The 16751-nt window shown below is 73.6% G+C and carries 12 protein-coding genes and 1 pseudogene; 1 reads left to right on the top strand and 12 read right to left on the bottom strand.

Annotation, left to right across the window (positions count from 1 at the left end):
- Positions 1-61 precede the first annotated feature (61 nt).
- From ACWCPF_RS36930 to ACWCPF_RS36975, 10 genes and pseudogenes are all read right to left on the bottom strand, one after another.
- Positions 62-523, bottom strand: a pseudogene (locus ACWCPF_RS36930) (aldo/keto reductase); the annotation flags it as partial.
- 218 nt (positions 524-741) lie between these two features.
- Entirely contained in the window at positions 742-1803 is a 1062-nt protein-coding gene (locus ACWCPF_RS36935; protein WP_451049499.1) for a hypothetical protein, read from the bottom strand.
- Positions 1804-1945: 142 nt separating this feature from the next.
- Entirely contained in the window at positions 1946-3586 is a 1641-nt protein-coding gene (locus ACWCPF_RS36940; RefSeq protein ID WP_451049500.1) for a serine/threonine protein kinase, read from the bottom strand.
- A 326-nt stretch (positions 3587-3912) separates the two neighbouring features.
- Positions 3913-4878 carry a threonine/serine dehydratase gene (locus ACWCPF_RS36945; protein ID WP_451049501.1) on the bottom strand — a complete coding sequence of 322 codons (966 nt, stop codon included), beginning with the start codon at positions 4876-4878 and terminating at the stop codon, positions 3913-3915.
- A 92-nt stretch (positions 4879-4970) separates the two neighbouring features.
- Positions 4971-6446, bottom strand: a complete 1476-nt coding sequence (locus ACWCPF_RS36950) for a CAP domain-containing protein (RefSeq protein WP_451049502.1) — start codon at positions 6444-6446, stop codon at positions 4971-4973.
- A 216-nt stretch (positions 6447-6662) separates the two neighbouring features.
- On the bottom strand, positions 6663-9620 hold the full coding sequence (locus tag ACWCPF_RS36955; protein ID WP_451049503.1) for an ATP-binding protein: 2958 nt from the start codon (positions 9618-9620) through the stop codon (positions 6663-6665).
- A 93-nt stretch (positions 9621-9713) separates the two neighbouring features.
- Positions 9714-10067, bottom strand: a complete 354-nt coding sequence (locus ACWCPF_RS36960; protein ID WP_451049504.1) for a UBP-type zinc finger domain-containing protein — start codon at positions 10065-10067, stop codon at positions 9714-9716.
- Positions 10064-11539 carry an ATP-binding protein gene (locus ACWCPF_RS36965; RefSeq protein ID WP_451049505.1) on the bottom strand — a complete coding sequence of 492 codons (1476 nt, stop codon included), beginning with the start codon at positions 11537-11539 and terminating at the stop codon, positions 10064-10066. Before ACWCPF_RS36965 ends, ACWCPF_RS36960 begins: the two co-directional genes overlap by 4 nt.
- A complete protein-coding gene (locus ACWCPF_RS36970) occupies positions 11536-13212 on the bottom strand; it encodes an FAD-dependent oxidoreductase (protein WP_451049506.1) in 1677 nt (558 codons plus the stop codon). Before ACWCPF_RS36970 ends, ACWCPF_RS36965 begins: the two co-directional genes overlap by 4 nt.
- Before the next feature lie 160 nt (positions 13213-13372).
- Positions 13373-13729: a VOC family protein gene (locus ACWCPF_RS36975; protein WP_451049507.1), complete on the bottom strand. Its 357-nt coding sequence runs from the start codon at positions 13727-13729 to the stop codon at positions 13373-13375.
- 61 nt (positions 13730-13790) lie between these two features.
- On the opposite strand from ACWCPF_RS36975, the gene ACWCPF_RS36980 reads away from it, so the two are divergent.
- Positions 13791-14663, top strand: a complete 873-nt coding sequence (locus ACWCPF_RS36980) for a universal stress protein (RefSeq protein WP_451049508.1) — start codon at positions 13791-13793, stop codon at positions 14661-14663.
- A gap of 22 nt (positions 14664-14685) precedes the next feature.
- Here ACWCPF_RS36980 and ACWCPF_RS36985 read toward each other — a convergent pair whose 3' ends face one another.
- Together ACWCPF_RS36985 and ACWCPF_RS36990 are read right to left on the bottom strand one after the other, a co-directional pair.
- Positions 14686-15921 (bottom strand): DUF4032 domain-containing protein, encoded by a 1236-nt coding sequence (locus tag ACWCPF_RS36985; RefSeq protein WP_451049509.1) that lies wholly within the window; start codon positions 15919-15921, stop codon positions 14686-14688.
- 61 nt (positions 15922-15982) lie between these two features.
- Entirely contained in the window at positions 15983-16735 is a 753-nt protein-coding gene (locus tag ACWCPF_RS36990; RefSeq protein ID WP_451049510.1) for an MBL fold metallo-hydrolase, read from the bottom strand.
- Positions 16736-16751 lie beyond the last annotated feature (16 nt).

A 16751-nucleotide genomic window follows, 5' to 3' on the forward strand; every position in this document is an offset into this window, starting at 1 on the left:
CGAGTGAGGCGGTGCGGTCAGGAGCAGTCTGCTGCCGTGGCGTCCATCGGTCCCGGTTTCGTCACCTTCTGCTGCCTCGGGCAAGGCCGGCTGTGGCTGTGCCGAACACTGCAGCGTGGGTCTGGGCGAGGAAGTCGCCCGGGAATCCCGGGGTGAAGCCGGTAGCGGCTTCCAGGCGTCGCAACTGCTCGTCGGACAGGGTGGTGTCGAGCGCGCCGAGGTTGTCGGTCAGCTGCTCGGCAGTGCTGGCGCCCAGGATCGGATGCACGGCCGCGGAATGTGACCGGGTCCAGGCGAGGGCGACCTGCGCGGGCGTGGCGCCGATCTCTGCGGAGACCTCTCGCACGGCGCTGACCGCGGTGTGCTGCTGTGGTGTGAGGTCGGAGGACCGGCGGGTCAGGATGCCGTGCGCCAAGGGGCTCCACGCTGCGACGGTCATCCCGAAGGCCTCGGCCATGGGGAGCAGTTCGCGCTCGATGTCCCGGTTCAGCAGGTTGTAGGGCACCTGGAGGCCGGCGAAGGGCGTCCAGCCGCGCCAGTCGGCGCGGCGACGGCGGAGACCGCACGGGAGAACATCCGGGAGTCGACGCTGGAGGGGCTCGACACCACGGCCCGCAAGGGCAAGGCAGGGAACCGCGCGGTAAGGGGCGGGCGGCGGCGGGCATCGGGGGCTCCTTGAAAAGTGAACGTCTTGGGAGCCCCCGTCGTCGGGTCGCGCGCCGGGTGGTGGCGCGAGTACGGCTACTCAGCCCCGGATGCGTTGCCGCGCGCACCGCGCAGTGCGGAGATGCAGCTGCCGATCGCCTGCTGGAGTTCCTCCAACTGCTGCACCATGTCGTCCTCGTAGAACTCCTGCGCGTCGTCGAAGGTCAGCTCCTCGAACACCTTCGTCGCCCGCGACAGGCTGCTGTAGAACTTCGTCCGCCGCTCCTGGACGCGCAGCTCGGGATCGGCCTCCACCGTCTCGACGACCAGGTTCTTCATCGTGTCGTAGGCCTCGGACGCCCACTCGCCGGCGTCCTCGGCGTCGTCCAGCTCGTCGAGCAGCGACAGATGCCGTTCGGCCTCCTGGCGCAGCTCGGCCGGCGCGTCCACGGTCTGCCCGGCGGGCGTCTTGATCTGGCCGGACTCGGCGATCTGACGCACATACCCGATCCGGTCGGCCGAGCGGCTCTCGCTGGCCACGGCCTTCTTCAGGTCGTCGGTGCGCACGACGTCCCGGGCCAGCTCGGTCTGCAGGTCCGGGTCCTCCTTGATGCGGTCCAGCAGCGCGGCGCGGGCCGCGCGGGCGGTGGAGGGGTCGGCGAGGATCGCGGCGCGCAGGGCCGTGGGGTTCTCCGCGACCTCCAGCGCCTTCGTCGGGCGGATGCCCTCCGCCTCGGCCGCCTCCGCGATCGCGGCGCCGCGCTCGGAGGTCGCGCTGGAGCGGGAGACGTAGAACGTCAGCCATACGTCGGCGTCCGGCAGCTCGACCTCCTGGCCGGGCGCCAGCTCCTCGAAGTGCGGGACGAGACCGCCGTCGGCGGCCCGGTCCCAGGCCTTGTAGTAGCGCATCACGCGCTCGGGGGAGCAGCCGGCCAGTTCGGCGAACTCCTTCGCCGACACCTTCGGCGTCTCGTCCGCGCTCTGCCCGCCCGGCCGCACGCTGCGCGCCACCATCAGGCCGAAGGCCCACCCGCCGGTCCGCGCGTAGACGCCGAACTCGCGCGCGTCCCGCGCCACGAGGTCGGACAGGGGCACGACGACGAAGTCCTCGGCGGATGCCTCGACGGACGTCTCGGGCAGGTCGATCGCCAGGGTCACGGGATGACTCTCCTCTGCGGGCTGCGGGCTGCGGGCTGCGGGCTGCTGGGCAAGGGATCAGCACTGCGGAAGTGCAGACCGGCAGCCTACTGGGACACCGCGCCGCTGCACGGCGGCCCGCCGCGCCCGCCGCCCGCGCCGCTCACCTCGGCCCGGTGGCCGAACCCGGCCGGAAGGTCGCCAGGAACGTGTCCAGGGCCTCCTTGCTGGCGGCGTCGTCCCAGTCCGCGACGGGCGTGGTCCAGCGCAGCGAGAAGCTCCGGTGCCCGCCGAGGAGGAAACCGCGCCCGAACGTGCGCACCTGGGTGCCGTCGGCGTCGGTCAGCCACTCCATGTCGGCGGCCTTGAACCCGAGGTACGTTGTCGGCGCGATCGCGCCGATCCGCTGAAAACCGGCGTCCTTCTTCAGCGAGGGCTCGACGTCGTCCCGCCAGACGGCGACCGGGTCCGGTCCGGCGCTCTCGCTGTAGGTCACCGCGAGGGTGCGCGGATCGCCGGCCGCCCCGAAGGTGACGCGGTACGAGTTGTCGGCCCCGGTCGCGGTGTCCAGCCGCTTCCAGCCCTTGGGCAGGGCGACCGAGAAACCCTCGGCCGCCCGGTAGACGCTGTAGCCGGCCGGGAGACCGCCGGCGGAGGCGGAGGGCGAGGCGGAGGGACTCGGGGACGAGCCGTTCGACGCGGTCGGGGTCGGCGTCGGGAGCGCCGTCGCGGTGCCTTTCTCGACGGAGCCCTCACCGGGCGCCGTGTCGGGCGCGGACGGCGTGGCCTGCGCCCCGCTCGCCGACGTGTCCTCGGTGCCGGGCAGCTGGTTGGTCACGGCGAGGGCGGCGACCGCCACGGTGACGACGGCCAGCACCGTCCCGGCCGCCATGGCCCGGCCGCTCCAGTGCGGGCCGACGTGCTGGGCGGCGGCCCGGACCCGCTGCATCCGGGGCGCGGGGGGCGCGGTGTGCGGATCCTCCTCCAGCACCCGGGTCAGGGACTGGCGTACGACCGTCCGGGTCAGCCGGTCCCGGGAGTCCTTGCGCAGCAGTCCCTGCACGGTCGGGGTGAGCGAACCGGTGCGCAGCGGGGTGCGCAGCGGCAGCCGGTCCACGCCCTTCAGCGTGGTCTCGGGCCGGTCCCGATCACGGTACGGCGGCCGTCCCTCGACCATCGCGTAGAGCATCGCGCCCAGCGCCCACATGTCGGCCGCCGGACCGATCCGCTCGTCACGGGCCTGCTCGGGAGAGGCGTACGACGGCGCCGCCACGCGCGGCGCGAGCGTCGCGCCCGCCAGTCCGAACCCGGTGAGGACGAGGGGGCCACCGTTGCGCAGGAAGACCTGGCCGGGGCTGAGCTCGCCGTGGGTGATGCCCTGATCGTGCGCGGCCTCCAGCACTTCGAGTATCTGCAACCCGATCGACGCGGCCTTGGCGGTGCTGAACGTGCCCTTCTGCGACAGGAGTTGGCTCAGCGGCAGGCCGTCGATCCACTCGGTGACGGTCCACAGGGAGCCCTCCTCCTGCACGGCGTCGACGACCTCGGCGATCCGGCCCGGGCACAGGCCGGCCATCGTCTCCGACACGCGCAGCACCCGGTCGGCGGCCTGGCGGGACTTCTCCTCGGCCTGGTCGACGGGCAGCCCGATCCTGGTGACCAGGCACGGCCGGGCCGCCCCGGTGTCCTCGACGTACTCCCCGTACCAGCTGACGCGGTTCGTCTCCTGGTGGACGACGTCGAGCAGCCGGTACCTGCCGGCGACCAACTCGTGCGTGGAGACGTGCGTCTTGACCATGGTCATCCCTCGCTGAACCGCTGGTAATCACCTTTCCCAGTGGTACGACCGGCGCGCGGGGGTCCGTTCAATTGGGCGGCAACTCCGTCGTGATTTCTGTCTTTCATTCAAAGCGCCGTCGGTTTGGTGTGTCGGTTTCGGCGAGTGTATGTACGAGAAAAGGGAATTGACGGGGCTTGTCGGGGACGTGAACGGGGCCCCTCCTGCGGTGTAACCAGCGGTAAGAGGTTCGGTCGGGGCTCATTGAGGATCTCGAAAACGACCTTCTCGGCGACGGGCCATTCCTGCTCGGAGGCCCTTCCGGCGGATTTCCCTAACGCGGCCGAGTCGCGTCAGCGCAGCCCGAACCGATCCGCCCAAGCCGTCATGTCCGCGAGCGTCGCGTTGCCCCCGCAGACCACCAGTCCCAGCCGCGCGCCGTCGCCCACCCGTGCCACGACCTCGCGGGCCGCGGGCAGGAGACAGCCGGCCGCCGGTTCGGTCCACAGTTTGGCGTGCTCGGCCAGGTCCAGGGAACCCCGCACCGCCTCCCGGTCGGGAACCACCAGCACCTCGGTGACCAGGGCGCGGACATGGTCGTACGTCAACTGCGAGGCGCTGGGCGCGCTGAGGGTGGAGACGATCGACGACAGGGCCACCTGGACCGGCCCGCCCGCCGCCAACGCCTCCGACATGGCCTGTGCGCCCTCGGTCTCCACGCCCCAGATCCGCAGGTCCGGGCGGCGGGCACGCAGGGCCGCGGCGACGCCGGAGATCAGTCCGCCGCCCCCGACGCTGACCAGTACGTCCGTCAGCGCGTCGGGGTCGGCGTCGGCGGCCAGCTCCAGGCCGACCGTGCCCTGACCGGCGACGACCGTCGGATCGTCGAAGGGGTGCACCAGCGTGAGGCCCTCGTCCCGCAACCGGTCCACCAGCGCGAACGCGCCGTCCATGGTGTCGGTGAGCCGCACCGAGGCGCCGGCCGCCTGCGCGATCTCCACGGCCCGGGCGGGCGCCGAACGCGGCATCACGACCGTGGCCTTCACCTCCAGCGCCGCCGCCATGACCGCGAGCGCGATCCCGTGGTTGCCGCCGCTCACCGCCGCGACCCCGGCCGCGCGCTCGGCCTCGCTCAACGACAGCAGCTTCGCCGTCGCCCCGCGCGCCTTGAACGAACCGGTGCGCTGGAGGAGTTCCAGCTTGGTGGTCACCGGGACACCGAGCAGCGCGGTCAGGCCCGGGCTGGGCACGGTCGGGGTACGGACCACATGTCCGGCGATCCGCTCGGCGGCGGCTTCGATGTCCGTGATGCCGATCAAGGCAGTCACCCTTCTGTCCGGTTGCTCCGTCAGTATCGCGGCAGGTCGGGGCGGGTCGCCGCCAGTTTGCGGCAGGTCGTGGCCGGGGCGTCTCAGGCGCCGAAGAGCTGGGTCCAGTACGTGCCCGACGGGCCGCCGCCCGCGAAGCCGACGCCTATGTGGGTGAAGGCGGGCTTGAGGATGTTGGCGCGGTGGCCCGGGCTGTTCATCCAGCCGTCCACCACCTCGGCGGCGGAGCGCTGGCCGCAGGCGATGTTCTCGCCGATGGTCCGCCGGGTGCTGCCCGCGGCGGCGGCCCGGTCCCACGGCTGGCTCCCCTCGGGCGAGGTGTGGGAGTAGAAGGGGCGCACCGCCATGTCCGTGCTGTGCGCCTGGGCGGCGGCGGTGAGCAGCCGGTCGACGGCGAGCGGGCGCAGCCGGGCGCGGGCCCGCTCGCGGTTGGTGAGCTCGACGACCTCGGCGGCCGTCCGGGCCAGTCCGTCCGGCGTGAGCGGGCTCGCCCACACGGCGGTCCAGTAGGTGGTGCCGCCGCGGTCGGTGACATGCGCCAGCGCGGTGTGGGTGAACGCCGGTTCGAGCAGGGTACGGCGGGTCCGGTGGGTGCGCAGGCAGTAGTCGACGAACTCGGCGGGCGTGCGCGGACCGGAGACCAGGTGCTCGCCCACGGCGAGATACCGGTATCCGGCGGCTGTGATCCGCTGGTGGAGCGAGACGCCGTCCCGGCCCTCGACGCCCAGCCGCCCGGCGGCGGCCATGGCGGCGGCGTGCCCCGAGGCGGCCGCGGCGAGCCGCGCGTCCAGCGAGACGGCCGACGAACCGGCCGCGGCCCGAACGGGGTTGAGGAGGGCGAGGACGCCGCCGGGGTCGGACCCCGGCGGCGGCGAGGCGGGACGCGCGGGCAGGCCAACCGGGCGGGCGAGCGAGGCGCTGCGCGGCGGGCCACCGGCGGCGGCGCCGGGCGGCGCGGGGACCATGGGCTGTGGCTGTGGCTGTGGCTGTGGCTGTGGCTGTGGTCGGCCGGCGGCCCGCGCGTGACCGTCGCGCCGTTGGCCGGCAGGGGCCCGGCCGGTTGCCGTGGCCGCCGTGTCCTCCGCCAGGACGTCCACCCCGAAGTCCCGGGCCAGGCCCGCCAGTCCGTCCGCGTACCCCTGGCCGAGCGCCCGCAGCTTCCAGCCGCCGCCCCGCCGGTAGAGCTCCGCGAGCAGCAGGACCGTCTCCTGCTGCGAGGGCGGCGGTGTGAACCGGGCCAGTACGCGGCCTTGCGGGTCGTTGACGTGGAGCGTGGGAACGGGCAGGCGGGCCAGGGGCGTGCCCGGCTCGGCGGCGCTGACGACCACCGTGACACGGGTGGCGCCGGCCCGCAGCCTGCCGGGTTCCAGCGTGAGCGTGTCGCCCTGGAGCCGGGCCCCCGGCGCCGTCGGCTGGTTGTAGAACACGAAGTCGGCGTCGCCCCGGACGCGGCCGCCGTCGTCGGTGACGAGCGCGCTGACGTCGAAGGGACCGGGCACCCGGACGGCCAGGGCGCCGCCGGGAAGGGGCAGGTTGCCCCCGGGTACCAACTCGCTCATCCGACCGCCCTGCTGTCGTGGCACGGGCCCCGCCGCGGCCCTGCCCGGACAACGGGCCGCCCGCCCCGAGGGTTCCCGGAGCCCGGGCGAGCGGCCTGATCGTCGGCACGGGCCCGCCTGACCGCGGACCGCCCGCTCGCCGTCCGGAGCCGCCCGGCGAGCGGGCCGGGAGCGCCGCTCCCGGAGGCGCCCGGCGACGACGACGGCCCGTCAGAGTCAGAGGAGTCGCTCTCGGTGGGCTATCGCCGCGGCCTCCGTGCGGCTTGCCGCGCCGAGTTTGGCGAGGATGTTGGAGACGTGGACGCTCGCCGTCTTGCCGCTGATGAACAGCTCCTCGCCGATCTGCCGGTTGCTGCGGCCGAGCGCGAGCAGCCGCAGCACGTCCTGCTCCCGGGCCGTCAGCGTGACCGAGCGGTCCCCGGCGATGGACGACGGGTGCGGCGCGAGCCGCCCGCGCCGGATCAACGCGTCCGCCCGCTCCAGGAGCGGCGTGGCGCCCAGCCGTACGGCCGTGTCCCGGGCGGCGCGGGCCTCGGCGGCCGCCTCCTCGCGCCGGTCGGCCGCCAACAGGGCCTGCGCGTAGCGCAGTCGGCACCGGGCGAGCTCGTACACGTCGCCGAAGCCGAACGCGGCCACCGCCCGCTCCCAGGCCGCCGGGTCCGGACCCGTCGTGGCCCACGCCCACTCGGCCTGCGCGCGAGCCAGCCAGGCGCGCCCCTCCGGGCCCTGCGGCACGCCGGTCTGGCCGTGCCGGGCCACCGCCCGGGCCGGTTCCAGGAGTTCGCTCGCGACGGCCGACCAGCGCCGGGCCGCCGGCTCGTCACCGGTGAGCCGTGCCGCGGCCGCCGCGTCGGCCACCGCGGCGAGGGCGAGCGCGGTCAGCCTGACCGTGACGTCCGGACGCGATCCCGCGTCGTCGATCAGGGACTCGATCGAGGACCGCAACTGGGCCACCGCCGCCTCGGCGTCACCGCTCAGCGCGGCCGCGTCGGTCAGGACGATGTCCGCGACGAGCGCCGCCATCCAGTCGAAGCGCCCCTCCAACAGGGCCCTGGCCCGCTCGACGACGTCCTGCTCGCCGCGCGCGAGAGCCACGTACAGGGCGGGGCCCATCGCGAACCCGCCCGACGACGGCAGCACCGCCAGATCGGTCTTCGCCGTCCGCAGGCATTCGTCCCAGCGGCCCAGCGTGTACAGCACCAGCAGTTGCAGGTAACGCATCTCCAGCGGATACGGCGAGGACAGCAGCCCCGCGCGGCGGGCGCGCTCCAGGCCCTCGGCGAGCCAGGGCAGACACTCCGCCAGTTCGCCGGCCTCGTAGGCGCCGATGGCGAGGGTGAACAGGGCCCGCATCTCCACCGGGGTGTTGCCCGCGCGCCGGGCCAGCTCACGTGCTTCCTCCAGGCGCGCGCGGGCCTCGGGGGAGCGGCGGCCCTCGCCCTCCAGGTTGGCCAGCGAGACCAGGAGGTCGGCGCGCGCGTCCGTCAGATCGAGCTGCTCGGCGACGGCCAACGCCCGGTGGGCGACCCGCAGAGCGGTCTCGTTGTCGCCGATGTGACGCGCCGCCAGGACGTGGGTGGCGGCGGCCCACACCCAGGTCGGCGACGGCGGTTCGGCCGGGATCATCGCCAGCGCCTCGCTGCTGTAGGCGAACGCGGCCGTCAGGCTGTCCACGTTCATCAGGGTGCCGGCGAGCGTGTACCGCACGCGTGCGGCGAGTTCGGAGTCGGTGTCCCGGCCGACGCCGGCGAGCGCGGCCCGGGTCAACGAGACCGCGCGGTGCGCCTCCCCGGCGTGCGCAGCCGCCGCCGAGGCGCGCAGCATCAGCGCGACCCGGTCGCTCCCCTCGCCCGACGGCAGCGCGGCGGCGGGCACCGACTCCCAGAGGTCGAGGACGGCTTCCAGATGGTGCAGCTCCTCGGCGGGCGCCCCGACGCGCTGGGCATGGCCGGCGGCCTCCAGCGAGGCGGTCAGGGCCTCGCCGAGCTCATGGCTCTCGCGGTAGTGGTGGGCGCGCTCCGCCGCGGTCTCGGCGCGATGCCCCCGGTCGGCCAGCAGACGGGCGAACGCGCCGTGCAGCCGCGCTCGCTCGCCGGGGAGCAGATCGGCGTAGACCGCCTCGCGCGCCAGGGCGTGCCGGAAGGCGTACGCGCCGTCGTCGCCCGCGACCAGCAGCTGCCGGCCCACTGCCTCCCGCAGGGCCGACTCCAGCTCGTCCTCCGGGAGTCCCACCGCGTCCCGCAGCAGGTCGTGCTCCACGCGCCGGCCGGCGACGGCGGCGGTGCGCAGCACCTGCTGGGCCGTGTCGGGGAGTTGCTCGACGCGGATGAGCAGGAGGTCGGCCAGCCCGCTGGGCATGCCGCCGGCCTCGGCGTCGGTGGCCGCGAGGAGTTCCTCCGCGTAGAAGGCGTTGCCCTCCGCGCGTTCCACGATCCGGGCCACCGTGGCCTCCGGCAGCGGACGGTCCTCCAGGGCGCGGATCAGCCGGGCCACCTCGGCGTCGGCCAGCGGGCGCAGCTCCAGCCGGTCCACGGCCGACAGCCGCACCAACTCGGCCAGCAGGGGCCGCAGCGGGTGCCGGCGGTGCAGGTCGTCCGCGCGGTAGGAGGCCAGCACCGCCAGCCGGTGACCGGAGCCGTGACCGGCCGGCCGCTGCAGGAAGCCCCGGCTGAGGAGGAAGCGCAGCAGGTCCCGGGAGGACTGGTCGGCCCAGTGCAGGTCCTCCAGGACGAGCAGCAGCGGTGTGACCTCCGACAGATCGGCGAGCAGCGCGGCCAGGCCCTCGAACAGCCTCAGCCGCCCGCCCACGTCCCCGCGCGACGCGTCCGTGCCCGCGCCCAGCAGCCGGTCGACCACCGGATGCGCGGCGAGGGCGGCGGCGAACCGCTCGTCGGCGGCGAGCACGCCCAGGATCTCCGTGAACGGCAGATAGGGCAGGCCCACGTCGCCGAGGTCCACGCAGTGCCCGGTGACCACGGTCATGCCCGAGTGCGAGGCCCGTGCCGCGATCTCGTCGAGCATGCGGGTCTTGCCCACTCCGGCGTCCCCGGCCACCAGCACTGCGCGTGCCTCACCGGCCTGGGCGCGCTCCAGCACGCGGGAGAGCCGGGCGAGCTCTTCTTCCCGGCCGATGAACGGGCTGGCGAACGGGGTGGCGAACACGGTTTGCGACACGGCTCCATCCTGGCACGTGGCACCGACAACACGGCCCACGACCAGGAACGGAGCCCTGCAAGGGCCGCATCGGCCCCCGCGGTCTCAGCGGTCTCAGCGGTGCAGCGACTGGGCCCAGTCCTCCGGCACCCGGCCCGCCGGTCCCGGCACGGGCTGGTCCTCGGGGTGGCTCACCGGAGGGGCCAGCTCCGGGCCGGACTCGTACAGCTCGTTGCCGGAGTAGTCCCAGAACCACTCCTCGTCCGGCTCGAAGGTGCGCACCAGGGGATGCCCGGTCGCCTTGTAGTGCGCGGTGGCGTGCTGCGCGGGCGAGGAGTCGCAGCAGCCGACGTGGCCGCAGGTCGTGCAGCGCCGCAGATGGAACCACCAGCCGCCCACGGCGTCGCAGTCGGCGCAGCCGGTGCCGCTCGGCGGGACGTCCGGACGGATGGCGTCGGTGTCGGTCATACGGGCTCCTCGGCGGGCTCGGGGTCCTGGTCGCTGTCGGGGTCGGGGGCGGTCAGCGGCAGCAGCACCTGGAAGCGGGTGTCGCCCGGCGCGGACTCCACGTGCAGGCTGCCGTGGTGCTTGTTGACGACGATCCGCCAGGAGATGTCCAGACCGAGACCGGTGCCCTCGCCCACCGGCTTGGTGGTGAAGAACGGGTCGAAGATACGGCTGCGGATCTCCGGCGGGATGCCCGGTCCGGTGTCGCGGAACTCCACCAGCAGCCGGTCGCCCTCGCGCGATGTGCGCACGGTCAACGTGCCTTCCCCGCCCGTGCTGTCGACGGCGAAGACGGCGTTGTCGACGAGGTTCGTCCACACCTGGTTGAGCTCGGCCGGGTAGGCGGGGACCGGCGGGAGGGTCCGGTCGTAGTCCTTGACGACCTCGATGCGCTTGCCGATCTTGCCGGACAGCATCAGCAGGGTGCTGTCGAGGAGTTCGTGCACGTCGACCACCCGGTAGGGGGCGCGGTCGAGCTGCGAGTACTGCTTGGCGGCGTCGACGAGGTGCGAGATGCGGTTGGTGGAGTCGTCGATCTCGTCCATCAACAGCTCGGTCTCGACGGTGTAGTTGAGCCAGCCGACCGCGCCGGGGAGGGTGTCCTCGGGCACGGCCGCCGCGACCTGCTCCAGCCAGTCCACGTCGAGTCCGGCCTGCACGAAGGTCGGTGCGATCCGCCACCCCTCGGTGATGTCGTGGTCGTCCAGCCAGTCGGTCAGTGCGTCCTCCCGGTCGGAGGCCTCCAGCGGGCTCAACGCCGGTGCCTTCGCGACGCGTTCGGCCGTGCGCTCCTGGATCTCGATCAGCCGGGTCAGGGCCTCCGGGTCATAGCCGCCGGAGGCGATCAAGGAGAGCTTGTGCCGCATCTTCGCCACCCGCTCCCGCAGGGTGGCCGTGGCCCGCACCGCCGCCGCGGCCGGGTTGTTCAGCTCGTGCGTGAGACCCGCCGACAACGAGCCCAGGGCCAGCAGCCGTTCGCGCTGGCCGATGGCGCGCTGGGTGTTCTTCGAGCCGAAGAACAGCCCCTCCAGCAGGTGGGACGCCATCGGGAACCACTCCCGCATGATGTCCGAGAACGACTGCGCGGGCAGCATGAAGAACCGGGTCGGTTCGGTCACCCGCATCGTGTTGTTGTAGACCTGCGGCACCTGGTCGCCCAGGTACGCCTGCATGGCCCCGGCGTAGACCCCCCGCTGGGAGGTCCGGCTGACCTCGACGTCGTCCGCGCCGACCCGGCGGTAGAGCACGACGGTGCCCTCGATCATCACGTAGAAGCAGGTCGCCGGATCGCCCTCGGTGTACACCGGACCGGGTTCGAACCGCTCCACCCGGCCCTCGCCGCACAGCCGTCCGAGCTGTTCGGGGGAGAGCTTCTCGAACAGGAAGAGCGAGCTGATCTCGCCCGGGTTGCACGGCATCGGCTGCCCGCTCATGACTGCTCCAGATACCGGTGGACGAGCATCACGGCCATGGCTCCCTCTCCGACGGCGGACGCGACGCGCTTGGCGGACTCGGCGCGCGCGTCCCCGGCCACGAACACGCCGGGAATGTTGGTCTCCAGGTGGTAGGGCGGCCGGTCCAGCTCCCAGCTCGCGGGCGGCCGGCCGTCCGGGGTGAGGTCGGGACCGGCGAGGATGAACCCGCGCCGGTCGCGCAGCACCGTGTCGTCCAGCCAGTCGGTCAGCGGGGCCGCGCCGATGAACACGAACAGCCACTGCGCGTCGACGAGTTCGGTCTCCCCGCTCGCCAGGTCCCGCAGCGTCAGCTGCTCCAGGTGCCCCTCCCCGTGCGCGGCCTCGACGACCGTGCCGGGGCGCACCGAGATGTTGGGCGCCTCTTCGATCTGCTGGACCAGGTAGTAGGACATCGACGCCGCCAGGGACTCGCCGCGCACCAGCAGCGTGACGGACTTGGCGCCCTTCGCCAGGTACATCGCCGCCTGTCCGGCCGAGTTGGCGCCGCCGACGATGTACACGTCGTGCCCCTGGCAGGAGGCCGCCTCGGTGAGCGCCGAGCCGTAGAACACCCCGCGGCCGGTGAGGTCGTCGCAGCCGGGCGCCGCCAACTGGCGGTAGGACACGCCCGTCGCGAGGATCACGCTGTGCGCGGCCACCGCCGAGCCGTCCGAGAAGCGGACGACCCGCGCGGACCCGTTGACCTCGAGCCCGGTCACCTCGCGCGCGGTGAGGATCTCCGCGCCGAACTTGGCGGCCTGCCGCCGCGCGCGCTCGGTGAGCTGGCCGCCGGACACGCCGTCGGGGAAGCCCAGGTAGTTCTCGATCCGCGAGCTCTGCCCGGCCTGTCCGCCGGTCGCGGACCGCTCCACGAGCACGGTCCGCAGCCCCTCGGAGGCCCCGTACACGGCCGCGCCGAGCCCGGCCGGACCGCCGCCGATCACCACGAGGTCGTAGAACTCGGCCGTCGGCGTCGTCGCCAGCCCGACGTGCGCGGCCAGTTCGAGCGCGTCCGGCTCGACCAGGGCGGCGCCCTCCGCGGTGATCACCAGCGGCAGCCGCTGTCCGTCGACTTCGGCGGCGGCCAGCAGCCGCTGCCCCTCGGGCTCGTCGGCGGAGTACCAGCGGTAGGGCACCTGGTTGCGGGCCAGGAACTCCCGCACGTCCGAGGAACGCGCCGACCAGCGGTGGCCGACCACCTTCGTGGCGGGCACCGGCCGGTGGTCGCTGCACCGCCAGGCCTCCAGCAGGTCGTCCAGGACCGGGTAGAGCTTCTCCTCCGGCGGGTCCCACGGCTTCAGCAGATAGTGGTCGAGGTCGACGACGTTGATCGCGTCGATCGCCGCGCTCGTGTCCGCGTACGCGGTCAGCAGGACGCGCCGGGCGCCCGGATACACGTCCAGGGCCTGTTCGAGGAACTCGATGCCGTTCATCTGCGGCATCCGGTAGTCGGCCAGGATGACGGCCACCAGGTCGCCGCGCAGCTTCAGCTCGCGCAGCGCCTCCAGCGCGGACTCCCCGGACTCGGCGCGCACGATCCGGTACGAGGCGCCGTAGCGGCGCCGCAGATCACGGGCGACGGCCCGGGACACCCCCGGGTCGTCGTCCACGGTCAGGATGACGGTCCGCGCGGTGTCGGCGGCCTGTGCCATACGTCTCCCACCCCGAGAGCGATCGGTACGCGAATCACGGCGCGCGGCGAAGCTCCGCGCCGACTTCGCCCATCGTATGTTCGATGCCTGCGGTTCGCCCGGGACAGCCGTACCCGGCGGCAGATCGTGCACTCCTGGAACAGTGCCGGGCGCGGACCGGTCAGGGGCGCTGCCGGGACGCCAGCACGCAGAACTCGTTCCCCTCGGGGTCGAGCAGCGTCACCCAGGACTGCTCGCCCTGGCCGACGTCCGCGCGGCGCGCGCCCAGGGCCAGCAGCCGGGCCACTTCGGCATCCCGGTCGTCGGGGCGGAAGTCCAGGTGGAGCCGGTTCTTGACCGACTTGGCCTCCGGGACCGGGACGAAGAGGAGGCCGGGGAGCCGGTCCTGGGAGGGCCTTATCTCGTACTCGTCGGCGGCGCCGTTGACCACGACCCAGCCGAGGGCCGCGGCCCACCAGCGGCCCAGCGCCAAGGGATCGGCCGCGTCGACGATCGTCTGTTCCCATTCCAGGCTCATGTGCTCCAGCGTAGTGAAGACTGGCCTGCGACGGATGATCTTTACGCAGGGAGGCGACGGCATGACGAGCCCGATCACGGCAGGGGTCGACGGGACGGACGAGAGCCTCGCGGCGCTCTCCTGGGCGGCCCGCGAGGCCGTCCGGCGCGATCTGGAACTGCGGGTGGTGCACGCCTGGCGGTTCCAGCCGAACGCGGCCGCCGAGGTGGCGGACCGGGACGCCCAGGAGCGCTGGGTGCGCGAGGCGGCCGAGCAGTCGGTCGCCACGATCACCGGGCGGCACCCGGGGCTGACCGTCACCACCGAGGTCCGCGAGGGCGGCCCGGTCGAGACGCTGGTGGCCGCCGCGGCGGACGCGGAGCTGCTGGTGCTCGGCTCGCGCGGGCACGCGGCGGTCGTCGGATTCCTGCTCGGCTCGGTCGGCCAGCAGGTGATCGCCGAGGCCGCCCGCCCGGTCGTGCTGGTCCGGGCCGGCGACCAGCCGTCCGCCGAGGTGGCCGGGCACGAGATCGTCGTCGGCCAGCAGGGCGAGGCGGACGACAGCGCCCCCGTCCTGCGCCTCGCCTTCGAGACGGCGGCCGCCCGCGGCGCGAGCGTGCGCGCCGTGCGGGCCTGGACGCTGCCGCCGGTGTTCGCCTACAGCCCCGGCTCGATGAAGCTCCTCGACGAGGCCGGCGGCCTGGAGCCGTACGAGAAGAAGGCGCTGGCCGAGGCGCTCCGGCCCTGGCGGGAGCGGTTCCCGGACGTGCCCGTGGTGGAGCACGTGGAGATGGGCAGCGCGGGACAGGTGCTGCTGTCGGTCGCCGGGCGGGCGCAGCTGATGGTGGTCGGCCGGCGGGCCCGGCGCACGGCGGTGGGCGCGCGGATCGGCTCCGTGGCGCACGGCGTCCTGCACCACGCGGACTGCCCCGTCGCCGTCGTGCCCCACGACTGACGCACCGCCGGGGCCGGCCGGCTCACTCGGGAACGGTCGGCTCCAGCGTCTCCCGCGCCCTGGGCAGGATGTTCTCGATGTACGCCTCGACCGCCGTGTCGAGCCCGATGTCGTGCTGCGCGCGTTCCGACAGGTACCAGCGGTGCTCCAGCAGCTCGTGGTAGATCTCCGCCGCGTCCATGGAGCCGCGCAGCTCCAGGGGCACCGCGCGCACGGTGGGCCGGAAGACGTCGCGCACCCAGCGGTGCGCCAGCACCTCCGGGCGGGCCGCGAGCGGGTCGCCCGGGGCGTAGTCGTCCTGGGTGGCCATCCAGCTCTCCAGGTCGTTGAGCAGCCGCCGGGCCTGGTTCTCCTCGGTGTCCAGGCCGGTCAGCCGCAGCAGCTGGCGCTGGTGGTGGCCGGCGTCGACGACCTTCGGCACGAAGGTGACCGAGTCGCCGGTGGAGGAGTGCTGGATCTGCATCTCGGCGACGTCGAAGCCGAGCTCGTTGAGCCGGCGGATCCGGCGCTCGATGTAGTGGTACTTGCCCGCCGGGTACACCGAGGTGTGGGTCAGCTCGTCCCACAGCGCCCCGTAGCGGGCGCAGATCTCGGTGCCGAACTCGATCGCGTCCACCGACGGGTGCAGCGCCCCGGACGCCTCCAGGTCGAGCAGCTCGCCGCTGATGTTGACGCGGGCGAGGTCGAGGTCGTACTCGCGCTGGCCCGGGCTCAGCCGCGGGTGCAGATCGCCGGTCTCGGCGTCGACGAGGTAGGCGGCGTAGGCGCCCGCGTCCCGCCGGAACAGCGTGTTGGACAGCGAGCAGTCGCCCCACGCGAACCCGGCCAGATGCAGCCGCACCAGCAGCACGGCGAGGGCGTCCATCAGCCGGTGCATGGTCGCCGGCCGCATCGTCGTCTCGAACATCGACCGGTACGGCATCGAACCGCCCAGGTGCCGGGTGACCAGCACCGACTCCAGCGGCTCACCGGCCGCGTCGGCCCGGCCGGTGAGCACGGCCAGCGGGTCGACGGCCGGGATGCCGAGCCGGTCCAGGTCGCGCAGCAGCTCGTACTCGCGCAGCGCCGGCCGCTCGGCGAGCTCCTTGACGGCGATCACCTCGTCGCCGGCCTGCGCATAGCGCACCACGTGGCGGGAGATGCCCCGCGGCAACGGGACGAGGACCTCCTCGGGCCACTCCTCCAGGGGGAGGTGCCAGGGCAGCCCCAGCAGGACTGCCGGGTGCTCCGGGTTGGTGGCGCTGATCTGCAAAGCCATGGCTAGACCTTAGACCGACCGGCACATGGGGGCGGCGTCGCGCCCCATGTGCCGGTCGGTCTTAGACGGCGCGTTCGCGGGCCTGCCGCGCTGCCTCCTTCACGGAGCCCTGGTGCACCGGGCCGTGTCCGGGCAGCAGCAGGTCGGCGTCCAGCCCCTCGATCAGGTCCAGCGACGCCACGGCACGCGCGCGCTCGTGGTGGAACATGTCCGGCAGCAGCTGCGGACCCTGCATACGCGAGGTCGGGTGCCCGCTCACCAGGGCGTCCCCGGAGATGACGATCCCCGCCTCGGGGAGGTGGAAGACCGCGTGGCCGTCGGTGTGGCCGGGGGTGTGCACCGGCACGGGCCGGCCGGGCAGGTCGAGCGGGCCGACGGCGGCCGGGAACGCCTCTGGTGCGGTGACCGGGTGCTGCTCGGTGCCGCCGGAGCGCAGCGCGTGCACCGTCCAGGGCAGGATGCCGGGCCGCCAGACGTTCTTGAGGACCTCGCCGATGGTCACCTGCTGGAGGAACTCCCGGCGGGCGTGCGGCACTTCGGCCTCGTGCAGATAGACCGGGGTGCCGTACGTCGAGCGCAGGTACTCGGCGGAGCCCAGGTGGTCGTTGTGCGCGTGGGTGATCAGCACGGCGGTGACCGCCTCGGGCGAACTGCCCACGGCGGCCAGGGAGTCCAGGACCCGCTGACGGTCTCCCGGGTAGCCGGTGTCGATCAGTGTGACGGCGTCCCCGTCAGTGAGGATCACCCAGTTGGTGTTGCTGCCGTGCACCAGGTAGGTGCCGTCGGCCACTTGCTGTACGTCTGCTGCCTGCATGGGGGACAGCAAAGCA

It is taken from the genome of Streptomyces sp. NPDC001858 (assembly GCF_053594615.1).